This window comes from Sphingomonas olei (assembly GCF_045369765.1).
Taxonomy (GTDB): Bacteria; Pseudomonadota; Alphaproteobacteria; order Sphingomonadales; family Sphingomonadaceae; genus Sphingomonas; species Sphingomonas panaciterrae.
In genome coordinates this window covers 148,888-173,880 of the sequence record NZ_JBIQEU010000001.1, presented here as the reverse complement: position 1 = coordinate 173,880, position 24,993 = coordinate 148,888, and the positions used below count along the sequence as shown (strand labels likewise).

Here is a 24,993-nt window from a genome sequence, read left to right as displayed (position 1 = left end):
AAAGTCGATACGACTGCGATCGTGCGTTGAACGGTTCGCGCGCTTGATCTAGCGAGAGACCTCCTCATGGCCGCCAATCTCAAGGTGATCCCAAACAACATGGCTAGCGCGAACTCGGATCGTCAGAAGGCGCTCGACGCCGCCCTTGCGCAGATTGACCGCGCCTTCGGGAAGGGCTCGGCGATGAAGCTGGGCCAGAAGGAGGCGATGAAGGTCGAAACGGTGTCGACCGGCAGCCTGGGTCTCGACATCGCGCTCGGCGTCGGTGGCTTGCCCAAGGGCCGTATCGTCGAGATCTTCGGCCCGGAATCCTCGGGCAAGACGACGCTCGCGCTCCACGCCATCGCCGAAACCCAGAAGGCGGGCGGCATGGCCGCCTTCGTCGACGCGGAGCACGCGCTCGACCCGGCCTACGCTAAGAAGCTCGGCGTCAACATCGACGAACTGATCGTCTCGCAGCCCGATACGGGGGAGCAGGCGCTTGAGATCGTCGACACGCTGGTCCGCTCGAACGCGATCGACGTGCTGGTGGTCGACTCGGTCGCCGCCCTCGTGCCGCGCGCCGAGATCGAGGGTGAGATGGGCGACAGCCACGTCGGCCTCCAGGCCCGCCTGATGAGCCAGGCGCTGCGCAAGCTGACCGGCACGATCAATCGCTCCAACTGCCTCGTCATCTTCATCAACCAGATCCGCATGAAGATCGGCGTGATGTACGGCTCGCCCGAAACGACGACCGGCGGCAATGCGTTGAAGTTCTACGCCTCGGTGCGCCTCGACGTGCGCCGCATCGGCTCGGTCAAGGATCGCGACGAGGCGACCGGCAACCAGACCCGCGTGAAGGTGGTGAAGAACAAGGTCGCGCCGCCGTTCAAGCAGGTCGAATTCGACATCATGTTCGGTGAGGGCATCTCGAAGCTGGGCGAGATCATCGACCTCGGCGTGAAGGCCGGCCTCGTCGAAAAGTCGGGTTCCTGGTTCAGCTACGATTCGATCCGCATCGGTCAGGGGCGCGAGAACTCCAAGGGGTATCTGCGCGACAATTCCGAAGTGGCCGAGCGTCTCGAACGCCAGATCCGCGCCCGCCAGGACGGTCTGGGCGAGGAGCTGATGGCCGGTCCGTCGGAGGAAGACGACGCCTGAGGCGCCGTTCGCTCCATCCTGCTCTTCTGAAAAGGGGCCGGCCGCCGAAAGGTGCCGGCCCTTTTTCGTTGCCGCTGCCTCCTGCTGCTGCGACCGGCCGGGAACGGCGGCGTGCCCTCTATCCGGGACCCTGCGCGACGGGCATTCAGGGCCTCCACGGTAAAAGGATGCTGCGATGACCACCGCCCCGCTCTGGCAAACCCGCGTCGGCGACGTCTGGGCCGCGGAATGGCAGCGCACCGACCGCAGCTTCGCCGATCTGGCCCGCGCGCTCGACGCGGCAATCCTCGCCCTCGCGCCTGAACAGGGGAAGGCGGCCGATCTCGGCTGCGGCGCCGGCGCCACCAGCCTGGCGCTCGCCGCCGCCCGCCCATCGCTCTCGATCCTCGGCGTCGACCTGTCCGCGCCGCTCGTCGCCGTCGCGCAGGATCGCGCCGTCAGCGCCGGGCTGTCTAACGCCCGCTTCGTCTGCGGCGCCGTTCCCGATGCGCTGGCAGGGGAGGGGCCGTTCGACCTCGCTTTCTCGCGCCACGGCGTCATGTTCTTCGATGATCCCGCCGTTGCCTTCCGCGGCATCGCCGCCGCGCTGCGCCCCGGCGCACCCCTGGTCTTCTCCTGCTTCCGCGCCCCCGCCGAAAACCCCTGGGCCAGCGAGACGATCGCCGCGATGGGCGGCCACCTCGACCCGCCCGGGGCCTATGCCCCCGGCCCCTTCGCCTTCGCCGATCCTGCGCGAGTCACCGCGCTGCTCGAGGGCGCCGGCTTCGTCGATGTCGCGCTCCAGCCGGTCGATTATCGCTACCACGCCGGGGCAGGGGACGACCCCGCCGGTGACGCCGCCGACTTCTTCACCCGCATCGGCCCGGTCGCCCGCGTGATCGCCGAGGCGGCGGAGACGGATCGACCCGCGCTCCTCGCACGTTTGCGTTCGATCCTGGCCACGCGGGTCACCGGCACCACGCTGGATTTCCCCGCCGCCGCCTGGATCGTCACCGCGCGCGCTCAGGGGAAGACCGCTTCATGATCATCGTCCACCACCTCGAAAACTCCCGCTCGCAGCGCGTGCTGTGGATGCTCGAGGAACTCGGCCTGCCCTATGAGATCCAGCGTTATGAGCGCGATCGCAAGACGATGCTTGCTCCGCCTGAGCTCAAGCGGGTCCACCCGCTCGGCAAGTCGCCGGTGATCGTCGATACCCGTGACGAGCATCGCGTGATCGCCGAAACCGGCGCGATCGTCGAATATCTCGTCGACAAGGCCGACGGCCGCCTCGGCGCCCCCGCCACCCGCGGCGGCGCGCTCGATTACCGCTTCTGGCTCCATTATGCGGAAGGCTCGCTGATGCCGCCGCTGCTGGTGAAGCTGGTGCTGACGCGCGTGCCGCTGTTCGGCAAGATGGCGCAGAAGCGGATCCAGCCGATGATCGACACCCATCTCGATCATGTCGAGGCGCATCTCGCCAGCCGGCCGTGGTTCGCCGGTGACACGATGACCGCCGCGGACATCATGATGAGCTTCCCGCTGGAGGCGGCGCGCAGCCGCGGCGGCCTGAACCAGAGCCGTCCCGCGACGATCGCCTGGCTCGACAAGGTCCACGCCCGCCCCGCCTATCAGACCGCACTCGCCAAGGGCGGCCCCTATGCCTACGCCTGACCGCGCGTGATCGGGCGCCTCCCCGCCGCGCTGCTGCTCGCCGCCACCACGCCGGCCGGGGCGGGGCAGGCGGTGCCGCCGCCCGCGACCGCTCGCGCCGCCGCGCTCGCCGGTGACTATACCGCCGCGCAGATGGAGCTGGTCGCCGCGCTCCGCCTCAGTCCCGACGGCACCTTCCGCTACGCGCTGACCGTCGGCGCGCTCGATGAAACCGCGCAGGGCAAATGGCGCCTTGCCGGCGACATGATCGAACTGACCAGCGACCCGCGCCCGCGCCTGCCGGCGATCGAGCCGGCGCCGCCGCAATCCACGCCCGGCGCCCTCTTCGGCCTGCGCGTCCTTGCCCCCAATGGCGCCGACGTGCCCGCGGTGGATTTCGTGATCGAATTCGACTCCGGCCCGCCGCTCACCGCCTATACGCCGGGCGACCGCTGGATCCTGCCCGCGACGGAGCGTCGCACGCCCCGCTTCGTCACCTTTGTCGCGCCGCGCTACCGCCTGCCGTCGACGCGCCTGCCGCTCGACCCGCAGGCCGGCCGCACCGCGATCTTCCAGCTGGTGCCCAATGATGTCGGCGTCGCCGACCTCACCGGCGCGTATCTCACCGTCGAGGGCGACACGCTGACGCTCCACCGCGACGACGGCACGCTCCGGTTCCAGCGAGCCACCCGCTAGGCGCCCAACAAAAAAAAGGGCGCCGCACCCGCGACGCCCTTTCCTTCTTCCCGGCTTTCCCGCTCAGCCGCGCTTGTCGCTGTCCAGCTTCGGTGTCTCGGCAAAGCTCTGCGTCGGATAGGCCGGCCCGCCCCCGGCCGGCGCGTGCGGATCGGGGATCACGTCCGGCTCCAGCGGGTCGAGCTCGCCCTCCCACTTGGCGATGACGGTGGCCGCCACCGCGTTGCCCACGACGTTGGTGGCGCTTCGGCCCATGTCGAGGAAATGGTCGATGCCGATGATCAGCAGCAGGCCCGCTTCGGGAATGTCGAAGAACCCCAGCGTCGCCGCGATCACCACCAGGCTCGCGCGCGGCACGCCGGCGATCCCCTTGCTGGTGATCATCAGCACCAGCAGCATGGTGATTTCCTGCCACAGCGTCAGGTCGATGCCATAGGCCTGCGCGATGAAGATCGTCGCGAAGGTCATGTAGATCATCGAGCCGTCGAGGTTGAAGCTATACCCCAGCGGCAGGACGAAGCTGGCGATGCGCGGCGGCACGCCGAACTTGTCGAGCGCCTCCAGCGTGCGGGGGTAGGCCGCCTCCGAAGATGCGGTGGAGAAGGCGAGCAGCAACGGCTCGCGGATATAACGCACCAGCAACGTCGTGCGGCGTCCGACGATGGCGTAGCAGACGCCGATCAGCAGCAGCCACAGCACGATAATGCCGAGGTAGAAGGTGCCCATGAAATAGGCGAGGTTGCCGATGATCGACGGTCCCCGCTCGGCCAGCGTCCCGGTCACCGCGGCGAACACCGCGAGCGGCGCGAAACGCATGACGTAATTGGTGACGGTCAGCATCACCTGCACCAGCGCCTCGATCCCGCGCACCAGCGGCGCGGCCTTCTCGCCGACCGCGGTGATCGCGACGCCGATGAAGATCGAGAAGACGACGATCTGCAGGATCTCGTTCTTCGCCATCGCCTCGATGCCGGAGGCGGGGAAGATGTGGGTGAAGAAATTGGTGAGGTTGAACGCTGCCTGTTCGACGCCGCTCGATTCGTTCGTCGCCGGCAACGGGAAATTGAGCCCAACGCCCGGCTGGAACAGGTTCACCAGGATCAGGCCCAGCGTCAGGCTGACGAGGCTGGCGACGATGAACCAGGCCACCGCGCGGCCGCCGATCCGGCCCAGCGCGGCGGTATCGCCCATGTGCGCGATGCCCGCGACCAGCGTGGCGAAGACCAACGGCGCGATGATCATCTTGATCAGCCGCAGGAAGATGGTCGTGACGATGGAGAAATAGCCGGCAATTTCCGACAATTTGGCCGCCGAGGCTGGCGTGCCGTCGTCGAAATACGCGTTGAGCGACAGGCCCAGCACGATACCGGCCGCCAGGCCGATCATGATATATAACGTCAGGCGCTTGGCCATGGATGCTCCCGGAATGTGCCTCCGCCATCCGGTTCAAGCGCAGAGCGAACGGAGGAAAATGTCGATCCGGCGTGATGAAGGGGATTGCCGTCGCAACGTCAAGCCTCTGTGCGGGTGCGAACAAGGCAGTTTCCTGCAGCAGTGATGCACAAATGCTATGGCTGGCGCGTCATCTGTTTATGCGGCGGGACGCGGAAACGTTCGCTTGCGCCGTCACCCGCCCCGCGGCCCCCACAGGATGATCGCCGCGCCGATCAGGCAGACGGCAGCGCCCGTCAGGTCCCAGCGGTCGGGCCGCACGCCCTCCATCGCCCACAGCCACAGCAGCGCTGCGGCAATGTACACCCCGCCATAAGCGGCATAGGCGCGCCCCGCCTGGTCGCTGTCGACCAGCGTCAGCAGATAGGCGAACAGGCACAGCGAACCGATCCCGGGTGCCAGCCACCAGGCCGATCGGTCCAGCCGCAGCCAGGCCCAGAAGGCAAAGCAGCCGGCGATTTCGGCCAGCGCCGCGGCCAGATAGACGATCCCGCTCACCCGGCCCCTCTCGCATGAAGCGGGCGCGTCCCGCCAGCCCGGCTGCTGAGACTTGTGGAATAGAGATACTGGTCAGCGCGCCCGCCGCCGATTAAGTCGCACGCCATGACCTCGACGAACGACATCCGCCGCAGCTTCCTCGATTACTTCGGCTCGGCCGGGCACAGCATCGTGCCCTCGGCGCCCCTGGTGCCGCAGAACGATCCGACGCTGATGTTCGTCAATGCGGGCATGGTGCCGTTCAAGAACGTGTTCACCGGCCTTGAGACTCGGCCCTATTCCACCGCGGTCAGCGCGCAGAAGTGCGTTCGCGCCGGCGGCAAGCACAATGATCTCGACAATGTCGGCTATACCGCCCGGCACCACACCTTCTTCGAGATGCTCGGCAATTTCTCGTTCGGCGATTATTTCAAGGAACAGGCGATCACCCACGCCTGGACCTTGCTGACCAAGGAATGGGGCCTGCCCGCGGACAAGCTGACCGCGACCGTCTATCACACCGACGATCAGGCGTTCGATCTGTGGAAGAAGATCGCCGGCCTTCCCGATCACCGCATCATCCGCATCCCGACCAAGGACAATTTCTGGGCGATGGGCTCGGATGGTCCGTGCGGGCCGTGCAGCGAGATCTTCTACGATCACGGCGAACATATCCCCGGTGGCCCTCCCGGCTCGCCGGACGAGGATGGCGACCGCTTCGTCGAGGTGTGGAACCTCGTCTTCATGCAATTCCTGCAGGAAGCCGACGCGATCATCGGCGATCTGCCGCGCCCGTCGATCGACACCGGCATGGGGCTGGAACGGATCGCGGCCGTCATGCAGGGCGTCCACGACAATTATGATACCGACACGTTCAAGGCGCTGATCGCCGCCTCGGGCGCGCTCACCCACACCGCGACGAGCGGTGCCAATCAGGCCAGCCACCGCGTCATCGCCGATCACCTGCGCTGCGCCGGCTTCCTCGTCGCGGACGGCGTGCTGCCGGCCAACGAAGGCCGCGGCTATGTCCTTCGCCGCATCATGCGTCGCGCCATGCGCCACGCGCACCTGCTCGGCGCGAAGGAGCCGTTGATGCACCGTCTGGTGCCGGCGCTGGTCGCCGAAATGGGCGCGGCTTACCCCGAACTGGTCCGCGCGCAGCCGCTGATCGAGGCGACGCTCTCCCAGGAGGAAACCCGCTTCCGCCAGACGCTCGACAAGGGGCTGAAGCTGCTCGACGAGGCGACCGCCGGCATGAAGCCGGGCGACGTGCTGCCGGGCGAAACCGCGTTCAAGCTCTACGACACGTTCGGCTTCCCCTATGATCTGACCGAGGACGCGCTGCGCGCCCAGTCGTTCGGCGTCGACCGCGCCGGCTTCGACGCCGCGATGGCCGAGCAGAAGCGTGCGGCGCGCGCCGCCTGGAAGGGCTCTGGCGCGAAGGCATCGGACGAATTGTGGTTCGACCTCGCCGAGGAAGTCGGCGCGACCGAATTCACCGGCTATTCCAGCGATGTCGGCGAGGGCGTCGTGCTCGCGCTGGTCAAGGATGGCGCACGGGTCGAAAAGGCCGCGGCCGGCGACCAGGTCGACGTGATCGTCAACCAGACGCCTTTCTATGCCGAGAGCGGCGGCCAGGTCGGCGATGCCGGCACGATCAGCAGCGAGGCCGGCCTTGCTGCCGAGGTGACCGACACCTCGAAGCAGCTCGGCAAATTGTGGGTCCATCATGCGACACTCAGCGCGGGCGAGATCAAGGTCGGCGACACGGTGAAGCTCGCGATCGACGTCGCGCGCCGCGCCGCGATCCGCGCCAACCACTCCGCCACCCACCTGCTGCATGAGGCGCTGCGCCAGCGGCTCGGCACCCACGTCGCGCAGAAGGGCTCGCTCGTCGCGCCCGATCGCCTGCGCTTCGACGTCAGCCATTCCAGCGCGATGAGCGCGGAGGAACTGGCCGATGCGGAGGCCGCGGTGAACGCCAAGATCCGCCAGAACACCCCCGTTACCACCCGGCTGATGACGCCCGACGATGCGATCGCGATGGGCGCGATGGCGCTGTTCGGCGAAAAGTACGGCGACGAGGTCCGCGTCGTCTCGATGGGCAGCGATGACGGCGGCAAGACCTATTCGGTCGAGCTGTGCGGCGGCACCCATGTCAACGCATTGGGCGACATCGGCCTGTTCAAGGTGATCGGCGAAGGTGCCGTGTCCTCGGGCGTCCGCCGTGTCGAGGCACTGACCGGCGAAGCCGCGCGCGCCTATCTCTCCTCGCGCGACGAGAAGCTGCGCGAGGCAGCCTCCGCGCTGCGCACCACCCCCGATGAAGTCCCCGGCCGCGTCGCTTCGCTGCTTGAGGAAAAGCGCCGGCTGGAGCGTGAACTGGCGGAGGCGAAGAAGGCACTCGCAATGGGCGGCGGCAGCGGCGCTGCGCCGGCCGGTCCCGAAACCGTCGGCGGCGTCGCCTTCGTCGGTCAGGTGCTGAACGGCTTCGAGGCCAAGGGCCTGCGCGGCGCCGTCGATGACGCCAAGAAGCGCATCGAGTCGGGCGTCGCCGCATTGGTCGCGGTCAACGACGGCCGCGCCACCGTCGCGGTCGGCGTCACCGACGATCTCGTCGCAACCTATAATGCGGTCGATCTGGTGAAGCGCGCGGTCGCCGCCGTCGGCGGGCAGGGCGGCGGTGGCCGGCCCGACATGGCGCAGGGCGGCGGCCCAGACGGCGACAAGGCCGATGAGGCGCTCGCCGCGGTGCGCAATGCGCTGGAAGAGGCAAAAGCGGCCGCCTGAATCGTTGCTGGCCGCGCTACGGCCGAATGCGGCCGATCTTCTCCGGCAACAGGCCGGGTAACGTGACCGCGGGGCCAAACGACCCCGCGGTCAGGCCGCTTACTTGCCGGCCATCGCAGCGTCGAGCTGCGCGGCGGTCATGCCGATGGTCACGCCCTGCGGACCCGGGCCGAACGACCCCTTGGGCAGGCGCGCATCGCCCTTCGGCGTGGTCAGCGTCACGAATTCACCCTCGACAGCCTTGATCGTCCCGACCGAGGTGCCACCCGCACCATAGACGGTCGCGCCGGTGGTCAGCTGCGACTGGAACTGCGCGGCAGCTTGTGCCGCGCCCTGGCCCGCGGCCGCCTCGAGCTCCGCCTTGGTCATGGCTAGCGTCGGGCCCTTGGGGCCGGTGCCGAACGACGACAGCGGAACGGCAGCCTTGACGGTGCCGGTGTCGACCACGGCATTGGTGCCATCGGTCGATGCAATGGTGCCGACAGTGTTGCCCTGCGTGTCGACCACGGTGGCGCCGACCGTCGGCGCGGCGGCCGTCGCGGCGCCGGCTGCAGGGGCGGCAGCGCCCGCCTGCGGAGCCGGGGCAGTCTGCGCATTGGCGGCCAGCGGCGTTGCGGCTGCGAGCAGCAGGAATGCGGTACGGTACATGGTCCCTCCTTGTGAATGGATCGAGGATGCAACGACGTCGCACCGGGCAGGTTCCGTGCAAGCACCTGTCGGCAGGCTGATCGATGAAGGGGATGAACGGAGCCCTTGGCGTTGATCCTGGGCCCACTTACCTGCGTTGACCACGCGCAGGAGCAATGCCGATGACTGATCTGTCCGCCTTCCCGATCACACGGCGCTGGCCGGCATCTCACCCCGATCGGCTGCAATATTATGGCCTGCCGACGCCCAATGGCGTGAAGGTGTCGATCATGCTCGAGGAGACCGGGCTGCCTTATGAGGCGCACCTCGTCGACTTCGCCCGGAATGATCAGAAGACGCCTGAATTCCTGTCGCTGAACCCCAATGGGAAGATCCCTGCGATCCTCGATCCCGATGGCCCCGCCGGCACACCGCTGGCGCTGTTCGAAAGCGGCGCGATCCTGCTCTATCTCGCGGAAAAGACGGGTCAGTTCCTGCCGGTCGATCCGGCGGGCCGCTGGCATGCGGTGCAATGGCTGATGTTCCAGATGGGCGGCGTCGGCCCGATGTTCGGCCAATTGGGCTTCTTCAAGAAATTCGCCGGCAAGGACTGGGAGGACAAGCGCCCGCTCCAGCGCTACGTCGACGAGACCCGGCGGCTGCTCGGCGTGATGGATGCCGCGCTCGACGGCCGCCAATGGTTCCTTGGCGATGACTATACCATCGCCGACATCGCCATGATCGGCTGGGTCCGCGCGCTCGTAACCTTCTACGACGCGCAGGAAATCACCGGCTTCGACGGCTTCCGCAACGTGTCCGGCTGGCTGGAACGAGCGCTGGCACGTCCGGCTGTGCAGCGTGGCCTCACGATCCCGGCATCCCCCGCGACTTAGTCGAGATACGCCGCAAGCCTTGACCAGGCGGGCTGCTTTGCCTCCAGCCCGACAGTATGCAGCGGGCTGGAGGAGGGCAGCGCCACGATGGCGACATCGTGCGCTGCCAGCAACGGGCGGCCCAGCTTCAGTGCGGTACCACCGTTGAAGCCGACGGCACGCAGGTCGGGAAGGCGGGACACCAGCGCCGACAGATCGTTTGCCGCTGCGTCGCGGATCGCGGCGTCGGTACTGCCCGGCCGCCGTGCACTCGCCACCACGTCCCACAACGCAACCCGCGCCGCGCGCAACGCCGCCAGCCGCGCCTCGTAGGGCAGCGCGGCGAGATCCTGGCCGATCACCGGGCTCATCAGCCGCCAGAACTGATTCTGCGGATGGGCATAATAACGCTGCTCGGCAAGGCTGCGCTCGCCCGGCAAGCTGCCCAGGATCAGCAGCCGCGCATCCGGCCGCACCACCGCCGGAAAGGACGCCTTGCGCGGGGCGATCGTGGCCTGTTCGGGGGAGGGCGGGGCGTTGCTCATCACTGCCTCATGGTGGTGCGGTGCGCGTCAGTAGTAGCGCTTCGCCGTGACAAAGCACGACCAGCGGTTGCCGCTGCTGCGCCGTCGCGCCATCTAGGTGCCATGCAAACCGCTTCGGACACGCTTTCACTCATCGGCCATACGCCTCTCGTTCGCCTCAAGGGCCCCAGCGAGGCAACTGGCTGCGACATCTTCGGCAAATGCGAATTCGCCAACCCCGGCGCCAGCGTAAAGGATCGCGCGGCGCTGTTCATCGTCGAGGATGCGGAGGCGCGCGGCGCGCTGAAGCCCGGCGGGACGATTGTCGAGGGGACGGCGGGGAACACCGGCATCGGCCTCGCGCTGGTCGCCAACGCCAAGGGCTATCGCACCATCATCGTCATGCCGGATACTCAGTCCAAGGAGAAGATGGACACGCTGCGGGCGCTGGGGGCGGAGCTGGTGACGGTCCCGGCCGCACCTTATTCCAACCCCTGCCATTTCGTGCACACCTCGCGGCGCATCGCGGAGGAAACGCCCGGCGCGATCTGGGCCAATCAGTTCGACAATATCGCCAACCGGCGCGCGCATATCGTTGGCACCGCCGAAGAAATCTGGGCGCAGATGGATGGCAACATTCAGGGCTTCACCTGCGCCGCGGGGACTGGCGGCACGATCGCTGGCGTCGGCCTTGGCCTCAAGGAAAAGGATGAGCGCATCACCATCGCGCTCAGCGATCCGCACGGCGCGGCGCTCTACGAATATTATGCCCATGGCGAGCTGAAGAGCGAAGGCTCGTCAGTCGCCGAGGGCATCGGGCAGGGGCGCATCACCGGCAATCTCGAAGGCGCGCCGATCGACACGCAATTCCGCATCTCCGACGCCGAGGGGCTCGAGTGGGTCGATCGCCTGCTGAACGAGGAGGGCCTGTGCCTTGGCCTCTCGTCGGGCATCAACGTCGCCGGCGCGGTGCGCCTCGCGCGGGAGCTGGGCCCGGGCAATCGCGTGGCGACGATTCTGTGCGACACCGGCTTCCGCTACCTCTCGACGCTCTACGATCCGGCCTGGCGTGAGGCCAAGGGACTGGCGGTGTCGCGCTCTTGACGTCCCCAATTCGACAAGCGCGCGACACGTCGTTAGAGTCGCGCGGTGAAATGAAGCGCGCTGTTCCCCCCAGCCAGGCGATGCAACGTGTCCGTGTCGGCATGGTTGGCCTCGCCGCCGTGGTCCTGTTGATCGGGCTGGCGAGTGCGCTCTTCAATGCTGCCTCGCGCGAACAGCCGGTCGTCGCCCCGCCGCGCGTGGAGGAAGTGGCCAACGTCGCCGATCCGTCCAATGCCGCGGCTGCGACGACCGCGGCGGAGGACAATGAGCCCCTCGCGCAGCTCGGCGTTGCACCGAGCGCGACCGAAACCAGCCGAGTCCCGGCGGAACAGCCCCAGTGATCCCGTCCTTTCCCGGGAAATCCGGGGAAACCTTCTTTGATTGTGCCGATTCTGGTCGGCTGCGCATGGTCGCGCCCGGAACGGGTCGCGAACATGCGAGCCGTTTGCCCTACCGGAGCCTCGTCTTCCCGCCAGAATAGGTTCTTTCCCCAATCTTCCCCGATTTTCCCTTCCCATCCCCAACGGTCGCTGGTACTTCATAAGCGACAGAGGGGCAGGACCGCTGTTGCTTGATTGAAAAGTAACAACCGATGACGGCTGGGCCGTTTTTCGGGGCGAGAACTCCTGCGCGCCTTGTGCGAGGTGGGCGTGTCGGAACGGGTGGATTATCTTGGGAAGGGGGTCGGTCTTGTCGATGACAAGGGCCGGGTCGCGATTCCCAACACCCTGCGCGCCGCTCTGGCCCAGAACGCGCCGCGTCCCGACGGCAAGGATGGTGGCACCGTCCTGGTCGGTGTGCACCCGGACTTCCCGTGCCTGATCGCGCATGATCGGGGCTATGTCGAACATGCCAAGAATCAGCTGATCCAGCGTCAGGCCGAATCCGGCATCCGCACGGGCTCGAAGGAATTCTACGCGCCGCGTATGCGGGGTGCCTCGGTCGAGCCGGTGCCCTTCGACGGCAGCGGCCGCTTCATCCTCCCGGCGGTCGAGCGGGAGCTGGCCAACATCACCGACATCGCCTTTTTCCTGGGCGATTACGAAAGCTTCATGATCTGGGATCCGCGCACGCTCATCGCCCATGACGGCGTCGACGAGATGGCCAAGCGCCATGCGACGATCCTGTGCCGCGACAAGGGGATCACGCTGTGAGTTCCCGCCCCGACGCCGATGCACCGCATATCCCGGTGCTGCTCGACGAAGTTCTCGCCGCGCTTGCCCCCGAGCGCGGCGAGACCATGGTCGACGCTACCTTCGGTGCTGGTGGATACACCCGCGCGCTGCTTGACGCTGGCGTGAAGGTCTATGCCTTTGATCGCGATCCTGACGCGATCGCCGCCGGCCGCGCGCTGGAGGCGGCGGAGCCTGGCCTGACGCTGGTGCCGGCGGAATTCTCCCGCCTCGATCGTGAGCTCGCGGCGCTCGGCGCGGTGCCGGTGGACGGCGTGACGATGGATATCGGCGTCTCCTCCATGCACCTCGACCAGGCGGAGCGCGGCTTCTCCTTCCAGCAGGATGGCCCGCTCGACATGCGCATGAGCCAGGAGGGCGAAAGCGCGGCCGATTTCCTGAACACGGCCGATGAGGAGGATATCGCCAACGTCCTGTGGCGCTATGGTGAGGAGCCGAAGTCCCGCCGCGTCGCGCGCGCCATCGTGGCGGCACGCCCGCTCGCGACCACCGGCGATCTCGCCCGCGTGGTGCGCAAGGCGCTCGGCCATCGCCCGCATGACAAGAAGGATCCCGCCACCCGCGCCTTCCAGGCGGTGCGGATCCACATCAATCGCGAGCTGGATGAGCTGGCGGCCGGGCTGGAAGCTGCCGAACGGGTGCTCGCACCGGGCGGGCGGCTCGCCGTGGTCAGCTTTCATTCGCTCGAGGATCGGATGATCAAGCGGTTCCTGCGTGAACGCAGCGGCGCGACGCCGGCGGGATCGCGCCATCGGCCCGCCGTCGCGGATGCGCGGCAGCCGACTTTTGAAATCGTGGGGCGCGCGGTGCGCGCCAGTGCGGCGGAGGTGGCGCGCAATCCGCGCGCGCGCTCCGCGACATTGCGGACGGCGCGGCGGACAGCTGCGCCGGTGTGGGGTGACCAGGGGCAGAATGCGGCGGGCGGGCTGCGCGTGGAGGAAAGTGAATGACGGCGTCCTATCGATTGAAGGGACTGGGGTGGTTCAGCGGCGTGGTGATCGTCTCGCTGAGCTTCTACCTGGTGAGCCTCCAGGTGGCGGCAGAGCGGAAACGCCTGGCGCAGATCGACGCCAAGATCAGCGCGGCGGAGCGGGAGATCCGCTCGCTGGAGACGGAGTTCGACGTTCGCGCGAACCTCGCCCAGCTTGAGCGGTGGAACGGCAATACGCTGGCGCTCGTCGCGCCGACCGCGTCGCAGTTCGTGAAGGACGAGGCGCAGCTGGCTGCGATCAGCTTCCGTCCCGGTGCGACCATGCCGGGCGACAGCTCGGGCGCGATCCAGACTGCGCAGCTGATCGTCCCGGCTGGCGCCGCCGAATTCGTCCCCGTCACCGCGCCGGCAGCGCCCGTCACCGTCCCCGCGGCGGCGACCAAGGCCGTCAGCGTTCAGGTCGCGGCCAACACCGCCGCCCCCCGTCCGCTCGCAACCAAGGCACCGCCGCCCGTGACGGAGCCGGTCAACGAACCGCGCCTCACCAAGGCAGCTGTCGTGCGGACGGCGGATGCGTCGGCAGGGTCGCTGCGCAAGGCGCATGCGGTCGCGATGCTCGACAAGTCCTTGCTGAGCGATTCGACGCTCGGTGATCTGATGAGCGGTGCCCGGTCGGAGCGGGGTCGCCTGCGTTGAACACCATGGTCGCCCGCACGACGCGCCCCACGCGCGTCAGCGAACAGCGGCAGGCCCTGCTGGCTACGCAGCACATGCGCCTGATGGTGCTGTTGCTGCTGTTTGCGGCCGGCATCCTGCTCGTGATCGGGCGACTGGCGATGCTCGCCTTTGATGGCGGGCCGCGCCGTACCGCCGCGATCAGCACCACGCCGCGTGGCGACATCGTCGACCGCAACGGCCAGCAGCTCGCGCGCACCATCGACGCCTGGACGATCGGTGTCCATCCGCGCCGCCTGCTCGGCGACCGTAGCGAGATTGCGAAGCGGCTGGCGGATCTGATGCCCGACGTCGGCGACCAGCACCATTTCTACCGCCTGATCACGCGCGACGTGAACTTCACCTACCTCAACCGCCGCGCCTCGCCCGCGCTGGTGCAGGCGGTGAACGCGATCGGCGAGCCCGGCATCGTGTTCGATCGCGAGACGCAGCGTTTGTACCCGCAATCGACGATGGCTGCGCACGTGCTTGGCTATATCGGCACGACCAAGAACGATCCGACGGTCCACGGCCGCCTCGGCATGGAGCGCGCGCTGGACGAACGGCTGCTCAACCCGGCGCTCTCCGGCACGCCGGTTGCGCTCTCGATCGACAGCCGCGTCCAGGCCGCGATGGAGAGCGAGCTTGGTCAGTCGATGGCGAGCATGCAGGCGCGCGCCGCAGCCGGCGTCGTGCTCGATATCGATACCGGCGAAGTGATCGCCATGGTGTCGCTGCCGCTGTTCAACCCCAATCGCGTCGGCATGGCCGGGATCGAGCAGCTGCGGAACACCGTGACGCAGAGCGTCTATGAGCTCGGCTCCGCCTTTAAGCCGATCGCCATGGCGACCGCGATCGACACCGGCGTCGTCACCGACATCTCGCGCCGCTTCGATGCGACTGCGCCGCTTCAGGTCGGCCGTTTCCGCATCAAGGACGATCACGCCCAGAACCGCTGGCTCAATATCCCTGAGACGCTGATTCACTCGTCGAACATCGCCACCGCGCGCATCGCCGACGAAATCGGTGCCGAGCGGATGCAGACGATGTTCCGCAAGCTCGGTTTCGATACCAAGCCCGATATCGAACTGATCGAAAAGGGCCGCCCCCTGTGGCCGCATTACTGGGCGCGCACGACGGTGATGACGACCGCCTATGGCCACGGCATCGCCGTCACCCCGCTCCATCTGGCGAACGCTTATGCGACCCTGGTCAACGGCGGCGTCTGGCGCCCGACGACCTTGCTGAAGGTGGAGCCGGGCAAGGCACCCAAGGGGCGCCGCGTGATCAGCGAGACGACCAGCGCGCGGATGCGCCAGCTGCTGCGCCTCATCGTCACCCACGGCACCGGCCGAAAGGCGGAGGCGCCGGGTTACCGCGTCGGCGGCAAGACCGGCACCGCCGAGGCGGCGGAAGGCGGCAGCTACGCCCGCAACCGCAATGTCTCCACCTTTGCCGCGGCTTTCCCGATGGATGCACCGCGCTATGTCGTGCTGACCATGATGGACAGTCCGAAGCGCGTGGAGGCCAATCTGTTCCAGACCACCGCCGCTTATACCGCGGCGCCGGTGGTCAGCCGCGTGATCAGCCGCACCGGCGCGATGCTGGGCGTCATCCCTGACGCGCAGCGTGACATCGACACGCGGGAGCTGCAGGCGATCCTCTGGCACGCCCCGGGTGACAAGAAGGCGCAGGCGGAATGAGGCTGGGCGAACTCACCGGCGGCACCGAGACCGCGATCGTTACCGGTTTCGCGATCGATCACCGAAAGGTCGCGCCGGGCACGATCTTCGGCGCGTTCCAGGGCGCGCGGGTCAATGGCGAGGATTTCATCCCTGCCGCAATCGCCTCCGGCGCGATCGCCGTCGTCGCTCGGCATGAGGCGGTGGTGGAGGGGGCGGTCCATATCGCCGACGACAATCCCCGCGCCCGCTTCGCTGCCTTGGCCGCGCGCTTCTTCGCGCCCTTTCCCGAGATCAACGTCGCCGTCACCGGCACGAACGGCAAGACCTCGACGGTCGAACTGACGCGGCAGCTGTGGCGCATGGCCGGACATCATGCTGCGTCGATCGGCACGCTCGGCGTTACTACCGCTGGCGATCAGGTGTCGACTGGCCTGACCACGCCTGACGTCGTCACCTTCCTCTCCAACGTCGCCGGCCTGGCCCGAGAGGGGGTAACGCATCTCGCCTTCGAGGCGTCGAGCCACGGCCTGGAGCAATATCGCACGGAGGGGCTGCGCGTTTCCGCCGCCGCCTTCACCAACCTGTCGCGCGACCATCTCGACTACCATGGCGACATGGCGGCCTATTTCACCGCCAAGCTGCGCCTGTTCTCCGAGGTGCTGGCCCCCGACGGCACCGCCGTCGTCTGGGTCGATGATCCCCATGCCGAGCGTGTCATCGACCTCGCACGCCAACGCCGCAATCGCCTCATCACCGTGGGCGAGCATGGCGACGACCTGCGCCTCGTTGGCCGTGACCCGACCTTGCTGGGGCAGGGGCTGGTCATCGCCGCAGGCGGGCAGGAACATCGGGTCACCCTGCCGCTGATCGGCGCGTACCAGGCCGCCAACGCCCTTGTTGCCGCGGGCCTGGTGATTGCCACCGGCGGCGACACCGCTGCCACCATTGCGGGCCTCGGCCGGTTGCAGCCTGTTCGCGGGCGGTTGGAGCGCGCCGTGATCTCGCCCGCCGACGCGCCGGTCTATGTCGATTACGCCCATACGCCCGACGCGCTGGAGGCTGCCATTGCCGCGCTGCGCCCGCATGTCACCGGGCGGCTGATCCTCGTGTTCGGCGCCGGCGGCGATCGCGACCAGGGCAAGCGTGAGCCGATGGGCGAAATCGCCGCCGCACACGCCGACGTGGTGATCGTGACCGACGACAATCCGCGCAGCGAGGATCCAGCGGTGATCCGTGCCGATGTTCTGAAGGGCGCGCCGGGCGCGATTGAACAGGGCGATCGCCGCAGCGCCATCCGCCAGGCGATCGCCATGGCGACGGCGGAGGACATCGTCCTCATCGCCGGAAAGGGACATGAGCAGGGGCAGATCGTCGGTGATCTCGTCCTGCCATTCGACGACGTGACTGTAGCCAGGGAGGTAGCCGGTGAAGCGTAAGTTCGTGGTTCCATCCAAACCTGATGTTGCCGACGGCGCGAAGCCGCCACGTGAGCGACGCAAGCTGGGGGTTCGCTACGAACTGGTCACCGGCGACGCCGTCAGCGGGCTGCGTTGACGCCCCGGGCCGCCCGTCTGACGCGCGGCCTGCGCGATCTTCGCGCGACCGGCGCATTCGGGGTGGTATAGGGCCGCATGGACTCTCTTTGGACTTCCGACGAAATCGCCGCCGCCACCGGGGGCGACGCCTCCGGCACATTCGCGGCCGGCGGTATCGCGTTCGATTCGCGTGAGGTAGGGCCCGGCGATCTCTTCGTCGCCCTGGCTGGCGAAGCCACCGACGGGCATCGCTTTCTCAATCAGGCGTTCGCGCAAGGCGCGGCCGGCGCGATCGTCTCCGCCGACACTGATCATCCGCACGTGCGGGTGGCGGACACGTTCGCCGCGCTGGAGGATCTGGCGCGCGCCGCTCGTGCCCGTACCGGGGCGCGGGTGATCGGCGTCACCGGCTCGGTGGGCAAGACCTCGACGAAGGAGGCGCTGTTCGCGGCGCTCGACCGCGGCGATCCGGGTCAGGCGCACCGTTCGGTCAAGAGCTACAACAACCATACCGGCGTGCCGCTCAGCCTTGCTCGGATGCCGGCCGCCAGCCGCTTCGCCGTGCTCGAAATGGGGATGAACCATCCGGGCGAGCTGGCGCACCTCACCACGCTGGTCCGCCCGCATGTCGCGCTGGTGACCACCATCGCCCCTGCTCATACCGAATTCTTCCCCGACGAAAGCGCTATCGCGGACGCCAAGGGAGAGATTTTTCAGGGGCTGGAGCTCGGCGGCGTCGCGATCGTCCCCTACGACAGCCCGCACCGCGACCGGCTGATCGCCGCCGCGCGGCCCTATGCCGGCCGGATCATCTCCTTCGGCACCGATCGGCAGGCCGATGTGCATCCGATCGAAACGATGACGCTGCGCACCGGCGGCACCTTCGTCACCGCAAAGGTGGGGGATCGCGAACTCAGCTTCACCATTGGCCAACCCGGCGCACATTGGGTCTCCAACGCGCTGGCCGTGCTCGCCGCGGTGGATGCGGCGGGCGGGGATCTCGGGCTCGCCGGGCTCGCGCTCGCCGAACTCGGCGGCTTGCCGGGGCGGGGCGCGCGGCTGCTCGCGCCGGTCGACGGGGGTGAGGCGATCGTGATCGACGAAAGCTACAACGCCAATCCCGCATCCATGGCGGCGACGCTGTCGGTGCTCGCCGGTGAGGCCGGGCGCCACGTCGCGATATTGGGCGAAATGCGCGAGCTGGGCGCCGGCTCGCCGGGCTACCATCAGGCGCTCGCGGACCCGATCGAGGCGGCGCGCGTCGAAATGGCGCTGCTGGTCGGCGAAGCGATGGCGCCGCTCGCACAAGCGCTTGAGGGCCGGGTGAAATTCGTCCATGTGCCCACCGCCGCGGCGGCGCTGGAGGTTCTTCCCGGAATGCTCGCGCCGGGCGACGCGGTACTCGTCAAGGGATCGAACGGAGTCGGGCTGTCGCGGGTTGTCGCGGCACTCGCCGGGGGCATGGCATAGTGTTGTACTGGATCGCCGAGCAGCTCGGATTCCCGGGTGTTCTCAACCTCATCCGCTATCTGTCGTTCCGCACCGGCGGCGCGATTGCGACGGCGCTGTTCATCGGCCTGATCATCGGCCCGCGCTTCATCGGCTGGCTCCGCGTCCGCCAGGGCAAGGGGCAGCCGATCCGCGCCGACGGCCCGCAGACTCACCTGGCAAAGCGCGGCACGCCCACCATGGGCGGGCTGATGATCCTCACCAGCCTTGCGCTGTCGATCCTGATCTGGATGGACCTGCGCAACCCCTTCGTCTGGGCCTGTCTGTTCGTGACGCTGGGCTTCGGTGCGATCGGCTTCCTCGATGATTACGACAAAGTGCGAAAGGCGAGCACCGCGGGCGTGCCCGGGCGGGTCCGCCTGCTGCTGGAATTCGCCATCGCCGGCGCCGCCGCATGGATCATCAGCTACGAAAACGGGACCCAGCTGTTCCTGCCGTTCACCAACGGGCTTTATCTAGACCTGGGCTGGTTCTTCCCCGTCTTCGCCGCCTTCACCATCGTCGCCTTCGGCAATGCGGTGAACCTGACCGACGGGCTCGACGGGCTGGCCACCATGCCGGTCATCATCGCCTCGGTCGCCTTCATGCTGATCGCCTACCTCGTCGGCAACGTGAAGTTCGCCGACTATCTCGGCATCCCGCATGTCGCGCGTGCCGGCGATCTGGCGATCTTCTGCGGCGCGATGATCGGCGCTGGACTCGCCTTCCTCTGGTACAATGCCCCGCCTGCAGCAGTCTTCATGGGCGACACCGGCAGCCTCGCGCTGGGCGGCGCGCTCGGCACCATCGCGGTGGTCGCGCACCATGAGATCGTGCTCGGCATCATCGGCGGCCTCTTCGTGGTTGAGGCGATGAGCGTCATCATCCAGGTGTTCTGGTACAAGCGGACCGGCAAGCGCGTGTTCCGCATGGCGCCGATCCACCACCATTTCGAACAGCTCGGCTGGAGCGAGCCGACCGTCGTGATCCGCTTCTGGATCATCAGCCTCGTGCTGGCGCTCGCCGGCCTCTCGACGTTGAAGCTGCGGTGATCGTCTCGACCGCCTGGGCTGGCAAACGCTACGCCGTGCTGGGGCTCGCCCGCTCCGGCCTCGCCACCGTTCGCGCCCTCGCTGCGGCGGGGGCCTATGTCGTTGCGTGGGACCAGGACGCGGCTGCGCGCGCGAAGGCGGAGGCGATCGACGGTGTCATCGTCCACGACATCGCAGCGCTCGACCTGACCGGCGCGGCCGGGCTCGTCGTCTCCCCCGGCGTCCCGCTCAACACGCATCCGATCGCGGCGCAGGCGCGCGCGGCCGGCGTGCCGATCATCGGCGACATCGAATTGTTCGCCGAGGCGCGCGCCGAATTGCCCGCGCACAAGGTCGTCGGCATCACCGGCACCAACGGCAAGTCGACCACGACCGCGCTGGTCGCGCACATCCTCGACGTCGCTGGCCTGCCGGTGACGATGGGGGGCAACATCGGCCTGCCCATCCTCGGCCAGACTCCGCTCGCGCCGAACGATCGCGGCGCCGGCGTCTATGTGCTCGAACTGTCGAGCTACCAGATCGATCTGACGACCAGCCTCAACTGCGACGTCGCGGTGCTGCTCAACATCACCCCCGACCATCTCGATCGCTACGCCGATTTCAACGCCTATGCCGCGTCGAAGGCCCGGCTGTTCGCGATGCAGTCGCCGGAACACGAGGCAGTGATCGGCATCGGCGACACGCCCTCGGCGCAGATCGCCCGTTCGCTCTCGGCCCGCGGTGAGCATCTGACCAAGATCGCGCCCGGCGTGTGCATGGATCAGTCCCGCTGGCCTTCGCTTCAGGGCCCGCACAACGCGCAGAACGCGCTCGCCGCGATTGCAGCCGCGCAGGCGCTTGGCGTGGACGAGGCCACGATCGACCGCGCCTTGGAAAGCTTCCGCGGCCTGCCCCACCGGATGGAGCGGCTTGGCGAGGTAAACGGCGTCTCCTTCGTCAACGACAGCAAGGCGACCAATCCCGAAAGCGCCGCGCCCGCGCTGGCTGCGTTCAACCGCGTCCACTGGATCGTCGGCGGCAAGGGTAAGGGCGATGATCTCGACGCCTGCGTGCCGCACCTCGGCCATGTCGTGCGCGCCTATACGATCGGCGCATCCGGCCCGGTCTTCGCCCGCGCGCTTGATGGCAAGGTGCCGGTCGAACAGGCCGAAACGCTCGAACAGGCGGTCGCCAGCGCCGCGCGCCAGGCGCAGCCCGGTGACACGGTACTGCTGTCGCCGGCCGCTGCTTCCTTTGACCAGTTCCGCGATTACGAACATCGCGGCCAGGTGTTTCGCGACACGGTGGAGGGGCTGTCTTGACCGATCTGGCGACCAAGCAGGGGCTACGCGGCCGCTTGAAGGAGCGCGGCGGACGCGGCGATCGCTCGCCGCTCGGCACGTGGTTCTGGGATACCGACCGCGTGCTGCTGCTGCTCACCTTTGCGCTGATTGCGGTCGGCCTGCTGTCGGTCGCCGCCGCTTCGCCTGCCACGGCGATGCGCTATTCGGGTGAAGCGCTGAAGATCCCGCCGCTTTATTATTTCTGGCGTCAGGTCATGTGGGTGCTGGTTTCGCTGCCCGTCCTGATCGGCATCTCGATGCTGCCGGTGCATGTCGCGCGGCGCGGCGCGGTCGTCGGCGCAGCGGCGTTCGGCGTAATGCTGCTGCTGGTTCTCATCCCCGGCGTGGGCGTCGAGGTGAACGGCGCGAAGCGCTGGCTCGGCGTCGGTTTCTCCCAGTTCCAGCCGTCGGAGTTCCTGAAGCCCTGCTTCATCGTCACCATCGCCTGGCTCCTGTCGCTGCGCACCAAGGAGGAGGGGCTGCCGCTCACCGCGATCACCTTCGGCATGACCGCGCTGGTCGGTGCGCTGCTGATGCTTCAGCCTGACTTCGGCCAGACGATGGTGTTCGGCCTCGTCTGGATGACGCTGCTGATCATCGCCGGCACCCCGACGAAGACGCTCGCCGCCTTCATCGCCATGGCGCCGCTCGGCGTTGGCGCAGCGTACATGTTCTACGGCACGGCACGCACCCGTATCGACAGCTTCCTGTTCCGCGATCCCAACGAGGCGGAGGGCGCGCATTTCCAGACCGACGCCGCGCACCGCACGCTCACCTCGGGCGGCTGGACCGGCACTGGTCCGGGCGCCGGCACGTCGAAGTTCGGCCTGCCGGAGGCGCATACCGACTACATCTTCTCGGTCATCGGGGAGGAATTTGGCCTCATCGCCTGCATGGTGATCGCGATCCTGTTCCTCGCCATCGTCGCGCGCGTCTTCGTGAAGATGCTGGACGAACAGGACAGCTTCAAACTGCTCGCCGCGTCCGGCCTCGCCACGCAATTCGGCCTTCAGGCGTTGATCTCGATGGCGGTGAATACCGGCCTTGCGCCGTCCAAGGGGATGACCTTGCCCTTCATCAGTTATGGTGGTTCGTCGATGATCGCGCTGTCGATCGGCATGGGATTGCTGCTCACCTTTACCCGTCGCAACCCGTTCCTGCTGCGCAGCCCCTATGTGGCGCGCTGGGGGAGCGCGGCATGACCCGGCCCAAGCAGTTCGTTCTCGCCGCCGGCGGCACTGGCGGCCACATGGTTCCCGCCGCCGCGCTGGCCGAGGAGCTGATGCGCCGCGGCCACCGTGTCGCGCTGGTCAGCGATGACCGCGGTGTTCGCTTCCCCGGCCTGTTCGAGGATGTGCAGACCCATGTGCTTCCCGCCGGCCGCATCGCCGGTGGCCCGCTTGGCTGGGCGAAGGCCGCGCGCCAGATGTGGCGCGGCCGCGCGATGGCACGCCAGCTCTATCGCACCTTCAAGCCGGCGGCGGTGATCGGCTTCGGAGGCTATCCCGCCTTCCCTGCGCTGGCGGCCGCCTTTGCGGAGAAGATCCCGACAGCGGTGCATGAGCAGAATGCTGTGCTTGGCCGCGTCAACCGGCTCGTCGCCCCCCGCGTCGACGCCATTGCGACGTCCTATGCCGAAACCGAACGGCTGAAGCCGAAGTTTGAGGCCAAGGCACACCATATCGGCAATCCGGTGCGCGACAGCGTGCTGGCGCTGCGCACACAGCCCTATCCGCTGCTCGAGGAAGACGGGATCTTCCGCCTGCTCGTCACGGGCGGCTCACAGGGCGCCAGCGTCCTGTCGAAGGTCGTGCCCGAGGGGCTGGCCATGCTCCCGCTCGCCTTTCGCCGCCGGCTTCAGGTGACGCATCAGGCGCGCATCGAGGATATCGACGCCGCCCGCGCGAAATATGCCGAGCTGGAGATTGCCGCCGATCTCGCCACCTATCTGCCCGACTTGCCCGAACAGCTCGGCTGGGCGCATCTTGTGATCGCGCGCGCTGGCGCCTCGACCATCTCGGAGCTGACCGCCGCTGGCCGGCCCGCGATCCTGGTGCCGCTGCCCGGCGCGACGGACGATCACCAGACGGCGAACGCGCGCGAGATCACCGCCGCCGGCGGCGCCCGCACGATCCCGCAGAGCGCCTTCACCCCGGCCGAGCTTGCCAAGCAGATGCAGAAGCTGGGTCTCGATCCGACCGCGCTCGAAAACGCCGCCGCGCGCGCCAAGGCCTGCGGAAAGCCGCACGCCGCGCGCGATCTGGCGGATCTGGTGGAAAGTCTGGACGCACCCCGTGCACCGGTGCCGGTGGGTGTGGCTCAGCCGAAGGAGGCATTTGCGTGAAGGGCGTCGCTACGGACATCGGAACGATCCACTTCGTCGGTATCGGCGGGATCGGCATGTCCGGCATCGCGGAGGTGATGCACAACCTGGGCTATACCGTGCAGGGTTCGGACGTGGCCGAGGGCTATGTGATCGAGGGCCTGCGCGAACGCGGCATCAAGGTCACGATCGGCCATGATGCGGCCAACGTCGATGGCGTCGCCGTCGTGGTCACCTCGACCGCGGTGAAGCGCGGCAATCCGGAGGTGGAGGCCGCGCTCAGCCAGCGTATCCCGGTCGTCCGCCGCGCGGAAATGCTCGCCGAACTGATGCGCCTCAAATCGACCGTCGCGGTCGCCGGCACGCACGGCAAGACGACGACCACCTCGATGGTCGCCGCGCTGCTCGACGCGGGTGGGGTCGATCCCACCGTCATCAACGGCGGGATCATCAACAGCTACGGCTCGAACGCGCGCCTCGGCGACAGCGACTGGATGGTGGTCGAGGCGGACGAAAGCGACGGCAGCTTCCTTCGGCTCGACGGCACGATCGCGGTGGTGACCAACATCGATCCCGAGCATCTCGACCATTATGGCAGCTTCGACCGGGCGAAGGACGCCTATGTCGAGTTCGTCGAGAACGTGCCCTTCTACGGCGCGGCCTTGCTGTGCCTCGATCACCCGGAGGTGCAGGCGCTGATCCCGCGCGTCCGCGATCGCCGCATCGTGACCTACGGTTTCGCCGCCAGCGCCGATGTGCGCGGCGTCAATGTGTCGCCCTATCCCGGCGGCAACCGGTTCGAGGCGATCATCCGCCATCGTGACGGCACCACCCGCTCGATCGAGGGCATCGATCTGCCCATGCCCGGCCGCCACAACGTCCAGAACGCGCTCGCCGCGATCGGCGTCGCGCTGGAACTCGGCATCGACGATGCGACGATCCAGAAGGGGTTCGAGAAGTTCAACGGCGTGAAGCGCCGCTTCACCAAGGTTGGGGAGGTCTCGTTCGCGGACGGCGGCACCGCCGCGGTGATCGACGATTACGGCCACCACCCGGTGGAAATCCGCGCCGTCCTCGCCGCCGCGCGTGAATCCGCGCAGGGACGCGTCATCGCCGTCGTACAGCCGCACCGCTACTCGCGCCTCGGCAATCTGATGGACGAGTTCCAGGGGGCGTTCAACGATGCCGACGCCGTCTATGTGACCCCGGTCTATGCCGCGGGTGAGGCGCCGGTGCCCGGCGTCGATGCCGAGGCGCTGGTCAGCGGACTGCGCCATCGCGGCCATCGCGCTGCGGCGATGGTGGCCGATGCCGATGCACTCGCCACCGCCCTCTCCGAGGAGGTGCGCCCTGGTGACCAGATCGTCTGCCTGGGCGCTGGCGACATCACCAAATGGGCCGCAGGCCTCGCACCCGCGATCGAGGCACGGCGGTGA

The 24,993-nt window shown here is 67.9% G+C and carries 24 protein-coding genes; 20 read left to right on the top strand and 4 right to left on the bottom strand.

All coding sequences use genetic code 11. The features are described from left to right. Positions 1-66: 66 nt before the first annotated feature. The 4 genes from recA to ACH0BU_RS00890 all read left to right on the top strand — a co-directional run bounded on the left by recA (position 67) and on the right by ACH0BU_RS00890 (position 3,468). Positions 67-1,140 (top strand): recombinase RecA, encoded by a 1,074-nt coding sequence (gene recA, locus ACH0BU_RS00905; protein ID WP_500263521.1) that lies wholly within the window; start codon positions 67-69, stop codon positions 1,138-1,140. 175 nt (positions 1,141-1,315) lie between these two features. Beyond that, positions 1,316-2,164, top strand: a complete 849-nt coding sequence (locus ACH0BU_RS00900; RefSeq protein WP_500263520.1) for a class I SAM-dependent methyltransferase — start codon at positions 1,316-1,318, stop codon at positions 2,162-2,164. Continuing rightward, positions 2,161-2,793, top strand: a complete 633-nt coding sequence (locus tag ACH0BU_RS00895; protein WP_500263519.1) for a glutathione S-transferase family protein — start codon at positions 2,161-2,163, stop codon at positions 2,791-2,793. Before ACH0BU_RS00900 ends, ACH0BU_RS00895 begins: the two co-directional genes overlap by 4 nt. Before the next feature lie 6 nt (positions 2,794-2,799). Continuing rightward, positions 2,800-3,468, top strand: a complete 669-nt coding sequence (locus ACH0BU_RS00890) for a hypothetical protein (protein ID WP_500263518.1) — start codon at positions 2,800-2,802, stop codon at positions 3,466-3,468. Between the two features lie 63 nt (positions 3,469-3,531). Here ACH0BU_RS00890 and ACH0BU_RS00885 read toward each other — a convergent pair whose 3' ends face one another. Together ACH0BU_RS00885 and ACH0BU_RS00880 are read right to left on the bottom strand one after the other, a co-directional pair. Further along, positions 3,532-4,881: a dicarboxylate/amino acid:cation symporter gene (locus tag ACH0BU_RS00885; protein WP_046409280.1), complete on the bottom strand. Its 1,350-nt coding sequence runs from the start codon at positions 4,879-4,881 to the stop codon at positions 3,532-3,534. Between the two features lie 213 nt (positions 4,882-5,094). Continuing rightward, a complete protein-coding gene (locus tag ACH0BU_RS00880; protein WP_046409281.1) occupies positions 5,095-5,418 on the bottom strand; it encodes a YnfA family protein in 324 nt (107 codons plus the stop codon). A gap of 105 nt (positions 5,419-5,523) precedes the next feature. Here ACH0BU_RS00880 and alaS point away from each other — a divergent pair, with 105 nt between their 5' ends. Next, positions 5,524-8,187 carry an alanine--tRNA ligase gene (gene alaS / locus ACH0BU_RS00875; RefSeq protein WP_500263517.1) on the top strand — a complete coding sequence of 888 codons (2,664 nt, stop codon included), beginning with the start codon at positions 5,524-5,526 and terminating at the stop codon, positions 8,185-8,187. A 99-nt stretch (positions 8,188-8,286) separates the two neighbouring features. Here the strand turns inward: alaS and ACH0BU_RS00870 are convergent, their stop codons facing one another. Beyond that, positions 8,287-8,835: a hypothetical protein gene (locus ACH0BU_RS00870; protein ID WP_052742540.1), complete on the bottom strand. Its 549-nt coding sequence runs from the start codon at positions 8,833-8,835 to the stop codon at positions 8,287-8,289. 161 nt (positions 8,836-8,996) lie between these two features. Here ACH0BU_RS00870 and ACH0BU_RS00865 point away from each other — a divergent pair, with 161 nt between their 5' ends. Next, a complete protein-coding gene (locus tag ACH0BU_RS00865) occupies positions 8,997-9,707 on the top strand; it encodes a glutathione S-transferase family protein (protein ID WP_500263516.1) in 711 nt (236 codons plus the stop codon). Here the strand turns inward: ACH0BU_RS00865 and ACH0BU_RS00860 are convergent. Then, on the bottom strand, positions 9,704-10,231 hold the full coding sequence (locus ACH0BU_RS00860) for a DNA-deoxyinosine glycosylase (protein WP_500263515.1): 528 nt from the start codon (positions 10,229-10,231) through the stop codon (positions 9,704-9,706). The genes ACH0BU_RS00865 and ACH0BU_RS00860 overlap by 4 nt on opposite strands. A 102-nt stretch (positions 10,232-10,333) precedes the next feature. Between ACH0BU_RS00860 and ACH0BU_RS00855 the strand changes: the two genes are divergently transcribed. The 14 genes from ACH0BU_RS00855 (at position 10,334) to murC (ending at position 24,993) form a co-directional block, all read left to right on the top strand. After that, positions 10,334-11,314: a cysteine synthase A gene (locus tag ACH0BU_RS00855; RefSeq protein WP_301090727.1), complete on the top strand. Its 981-nt coding sequence runs from the start codon at positions 10,334-10,336 to the stop codon at positions 11,312-11,314. Positions 11,315-11,364: 50 nt separating this feature from the next. Next, positions 11,365-11,655: a hypothetical protein gene (locus ACH0BU_RS00850; protein WP_500263514.1), complete on the top strand. Its 291-nt coding sequence runs from the start codon at positions 11,365-11,367 to the stop codon at positions 11,653-11,655. Between the two features lie 309 nt (positions 11,656-11,964). Further along, entirely contained in the window at positions 11,965-12,468 is a 504-nt protein-coding gene (locus ACH0BU_RS00845) for a division/cell wall cluster transcriptional repressor MraZ (RefSeq protein ID WP_046409342.1), read from the top strand. Then, on the top strand, positions 12,465-13,457 hold the full coding sequence (gene rsmH, locus ACH0BU_RS00840) for a 16S rRNA (cytosine(1402)-N(4))-methyltransferase RsmH (protein WP_500263513.1): 993 nt from the start codon (positions 12,465-12,467) through the stop codon (positions 13,455-13,457). Before ACH0BU_RS00845 ends, rsmH begins: the two co-directional genes overlap by 4 nt. Continuing rightward, complete coding sequence (locus tag ACH0BU_RS00835) at positions 13,454-14,134, top strand: hypothetical protein (protein WP_500263512.1); 681 nt, start codon at positions 13,454-13,456, stop codon at positions 14,132-14,134. The genes rsmH and ACH0BU_RS00835 overlap by 4 nt, the downstream gene beginning before the upstream one ends. Further along, positions 14,131-15,855 (top strand): peptidoglycan D,D-transpeptidase FtsI family protein, encoded by a 1,725-nt coding sequence (locus ACH0BU_RS00830; protein WP_432430979.1) that lies wholly within the window; start codon positions 14,131-14,133, stop codon positions 15,853-15,855. The genes ACH0BU_RS00835 and ACH0BU_RS00830 overlap by 4 nt, the downstream gene beginning before the upstream one ends. Next, entirely contained in the window at positions 15,852-17,273 is a 1,422-nt protein-coding gene (locus ACH0BU_RS00825; RefSeq protein WP_500263511.1) for a UDP-N-acetylmuramoyl-L-alanyl-D-glutamate--2,6-diaminopimelate ligase, read from the top strand. Before ACH0BU_RS00830 ends, ACH0BU_RS00825 begins: the two co-directional genes overlap by 4 nt. Then, positions 17,263-17,391, top strand: a complete 129-nt coding sequence (locus tag ACH0BU_RS00820; RefSeq protein ID WP_500263510.1) for a hypothetical protein — start codon at positions 17,263-17,265, stop codon at positions 17,389-17,391. Before ACH0BU_RS00825 ends, ACH0BU_RS00820 begins: the two co-directional genes overlap by 11 nt. 77 nt (positions 17,392-17,468) lie before the next feature. Beyond that, positions 17,469-18,842, top strand: a complete 1,374-nt coding sequence (locus tag ACH0BU_RS00815; RefSeq protein WP_500263509.1) for a UDP-N-acetylmuramoyl-tripeptide--D-alanyl-D-alanine ligase — start codon at positions 17,469-17,471, stop codon at positions 18,840-18,842. Further along, a complete protein-coding gene (gene mraY / locus ACH0BU_RS00810; RefSeq protein ID WP_500263508.1) occupies positions 18,842-19,912 on the top strand; it encodes a phospho-N-acetylmuramoyl-pentapeptide-transferase in 1,071 nt (356 codons plus the stop codon). The genes ACH0BU_RS00815 and mraY overlap by 1 nt, the downstream gene beginning before the upstream one ends. Beyond that, positions 19,909-21,213 (top strand): UDP-N-acetylmuramoyl-L-alanine--D-glutamate ligase, encoded by a 1,305-nt coding sequence (murD, locus tag ACH0BU_RS00805; RefSeq protein ID WP_500263507.1) that lies wholly within the window; start codon positions 19,909-19,911, stop codon positions 21,211-21,213. The genes mraY and murD overlap by 4 nt, the downstream gene beginning before the upstream one ends. Further along, positions 21,210-22,436: a peptidoglycan glycosyltransferase FtsW gene (locus ACH0BU_RS00800; protein ID WP_500263506.1), complete on the top strand. Its 1,227-nt coding sequence runs from the start codon at positions 21,210-21,212 to the stop codon at positions 22,434-22,436. Before murD ends, ACH0BU_RS00800 begins: the two co-directional genes overlap by 4 nt. Next, on the top strand, positions 22,433-23,578 hold the full coding sequence (gene murG / locus ACH0BU_RS00795) for an undecaprenyldiphospho-muramoylpentapeptide beta-N-acetylglucosaminyltransferase (protein ID WP_500263505.1): 1,146 nt from the start codon (positions 22,433-22,435) through the stop codon (positions 23,576-23,578). Before ACH0BU_RS00800 ends, murG begins: the two co-directional genes overlap by 4 nt. Then, positions 23,575-24,993 carry a UDP-N-acetylmuramate--L-alanine ligase gene (gene murC, locus ACH0BU_RS00790; RefSeq protein WP_500263504.1) on the top strand — a complete coding sequence of 473 codons (1,419 nt, stop codon included), beginning with the start codon at positions 23,575-23,577 and terminating at the stop codon, positions 24,991-24,993. The genes murG and murC overlap by 4 nt, the downstream gene beginning before the upstream one ends.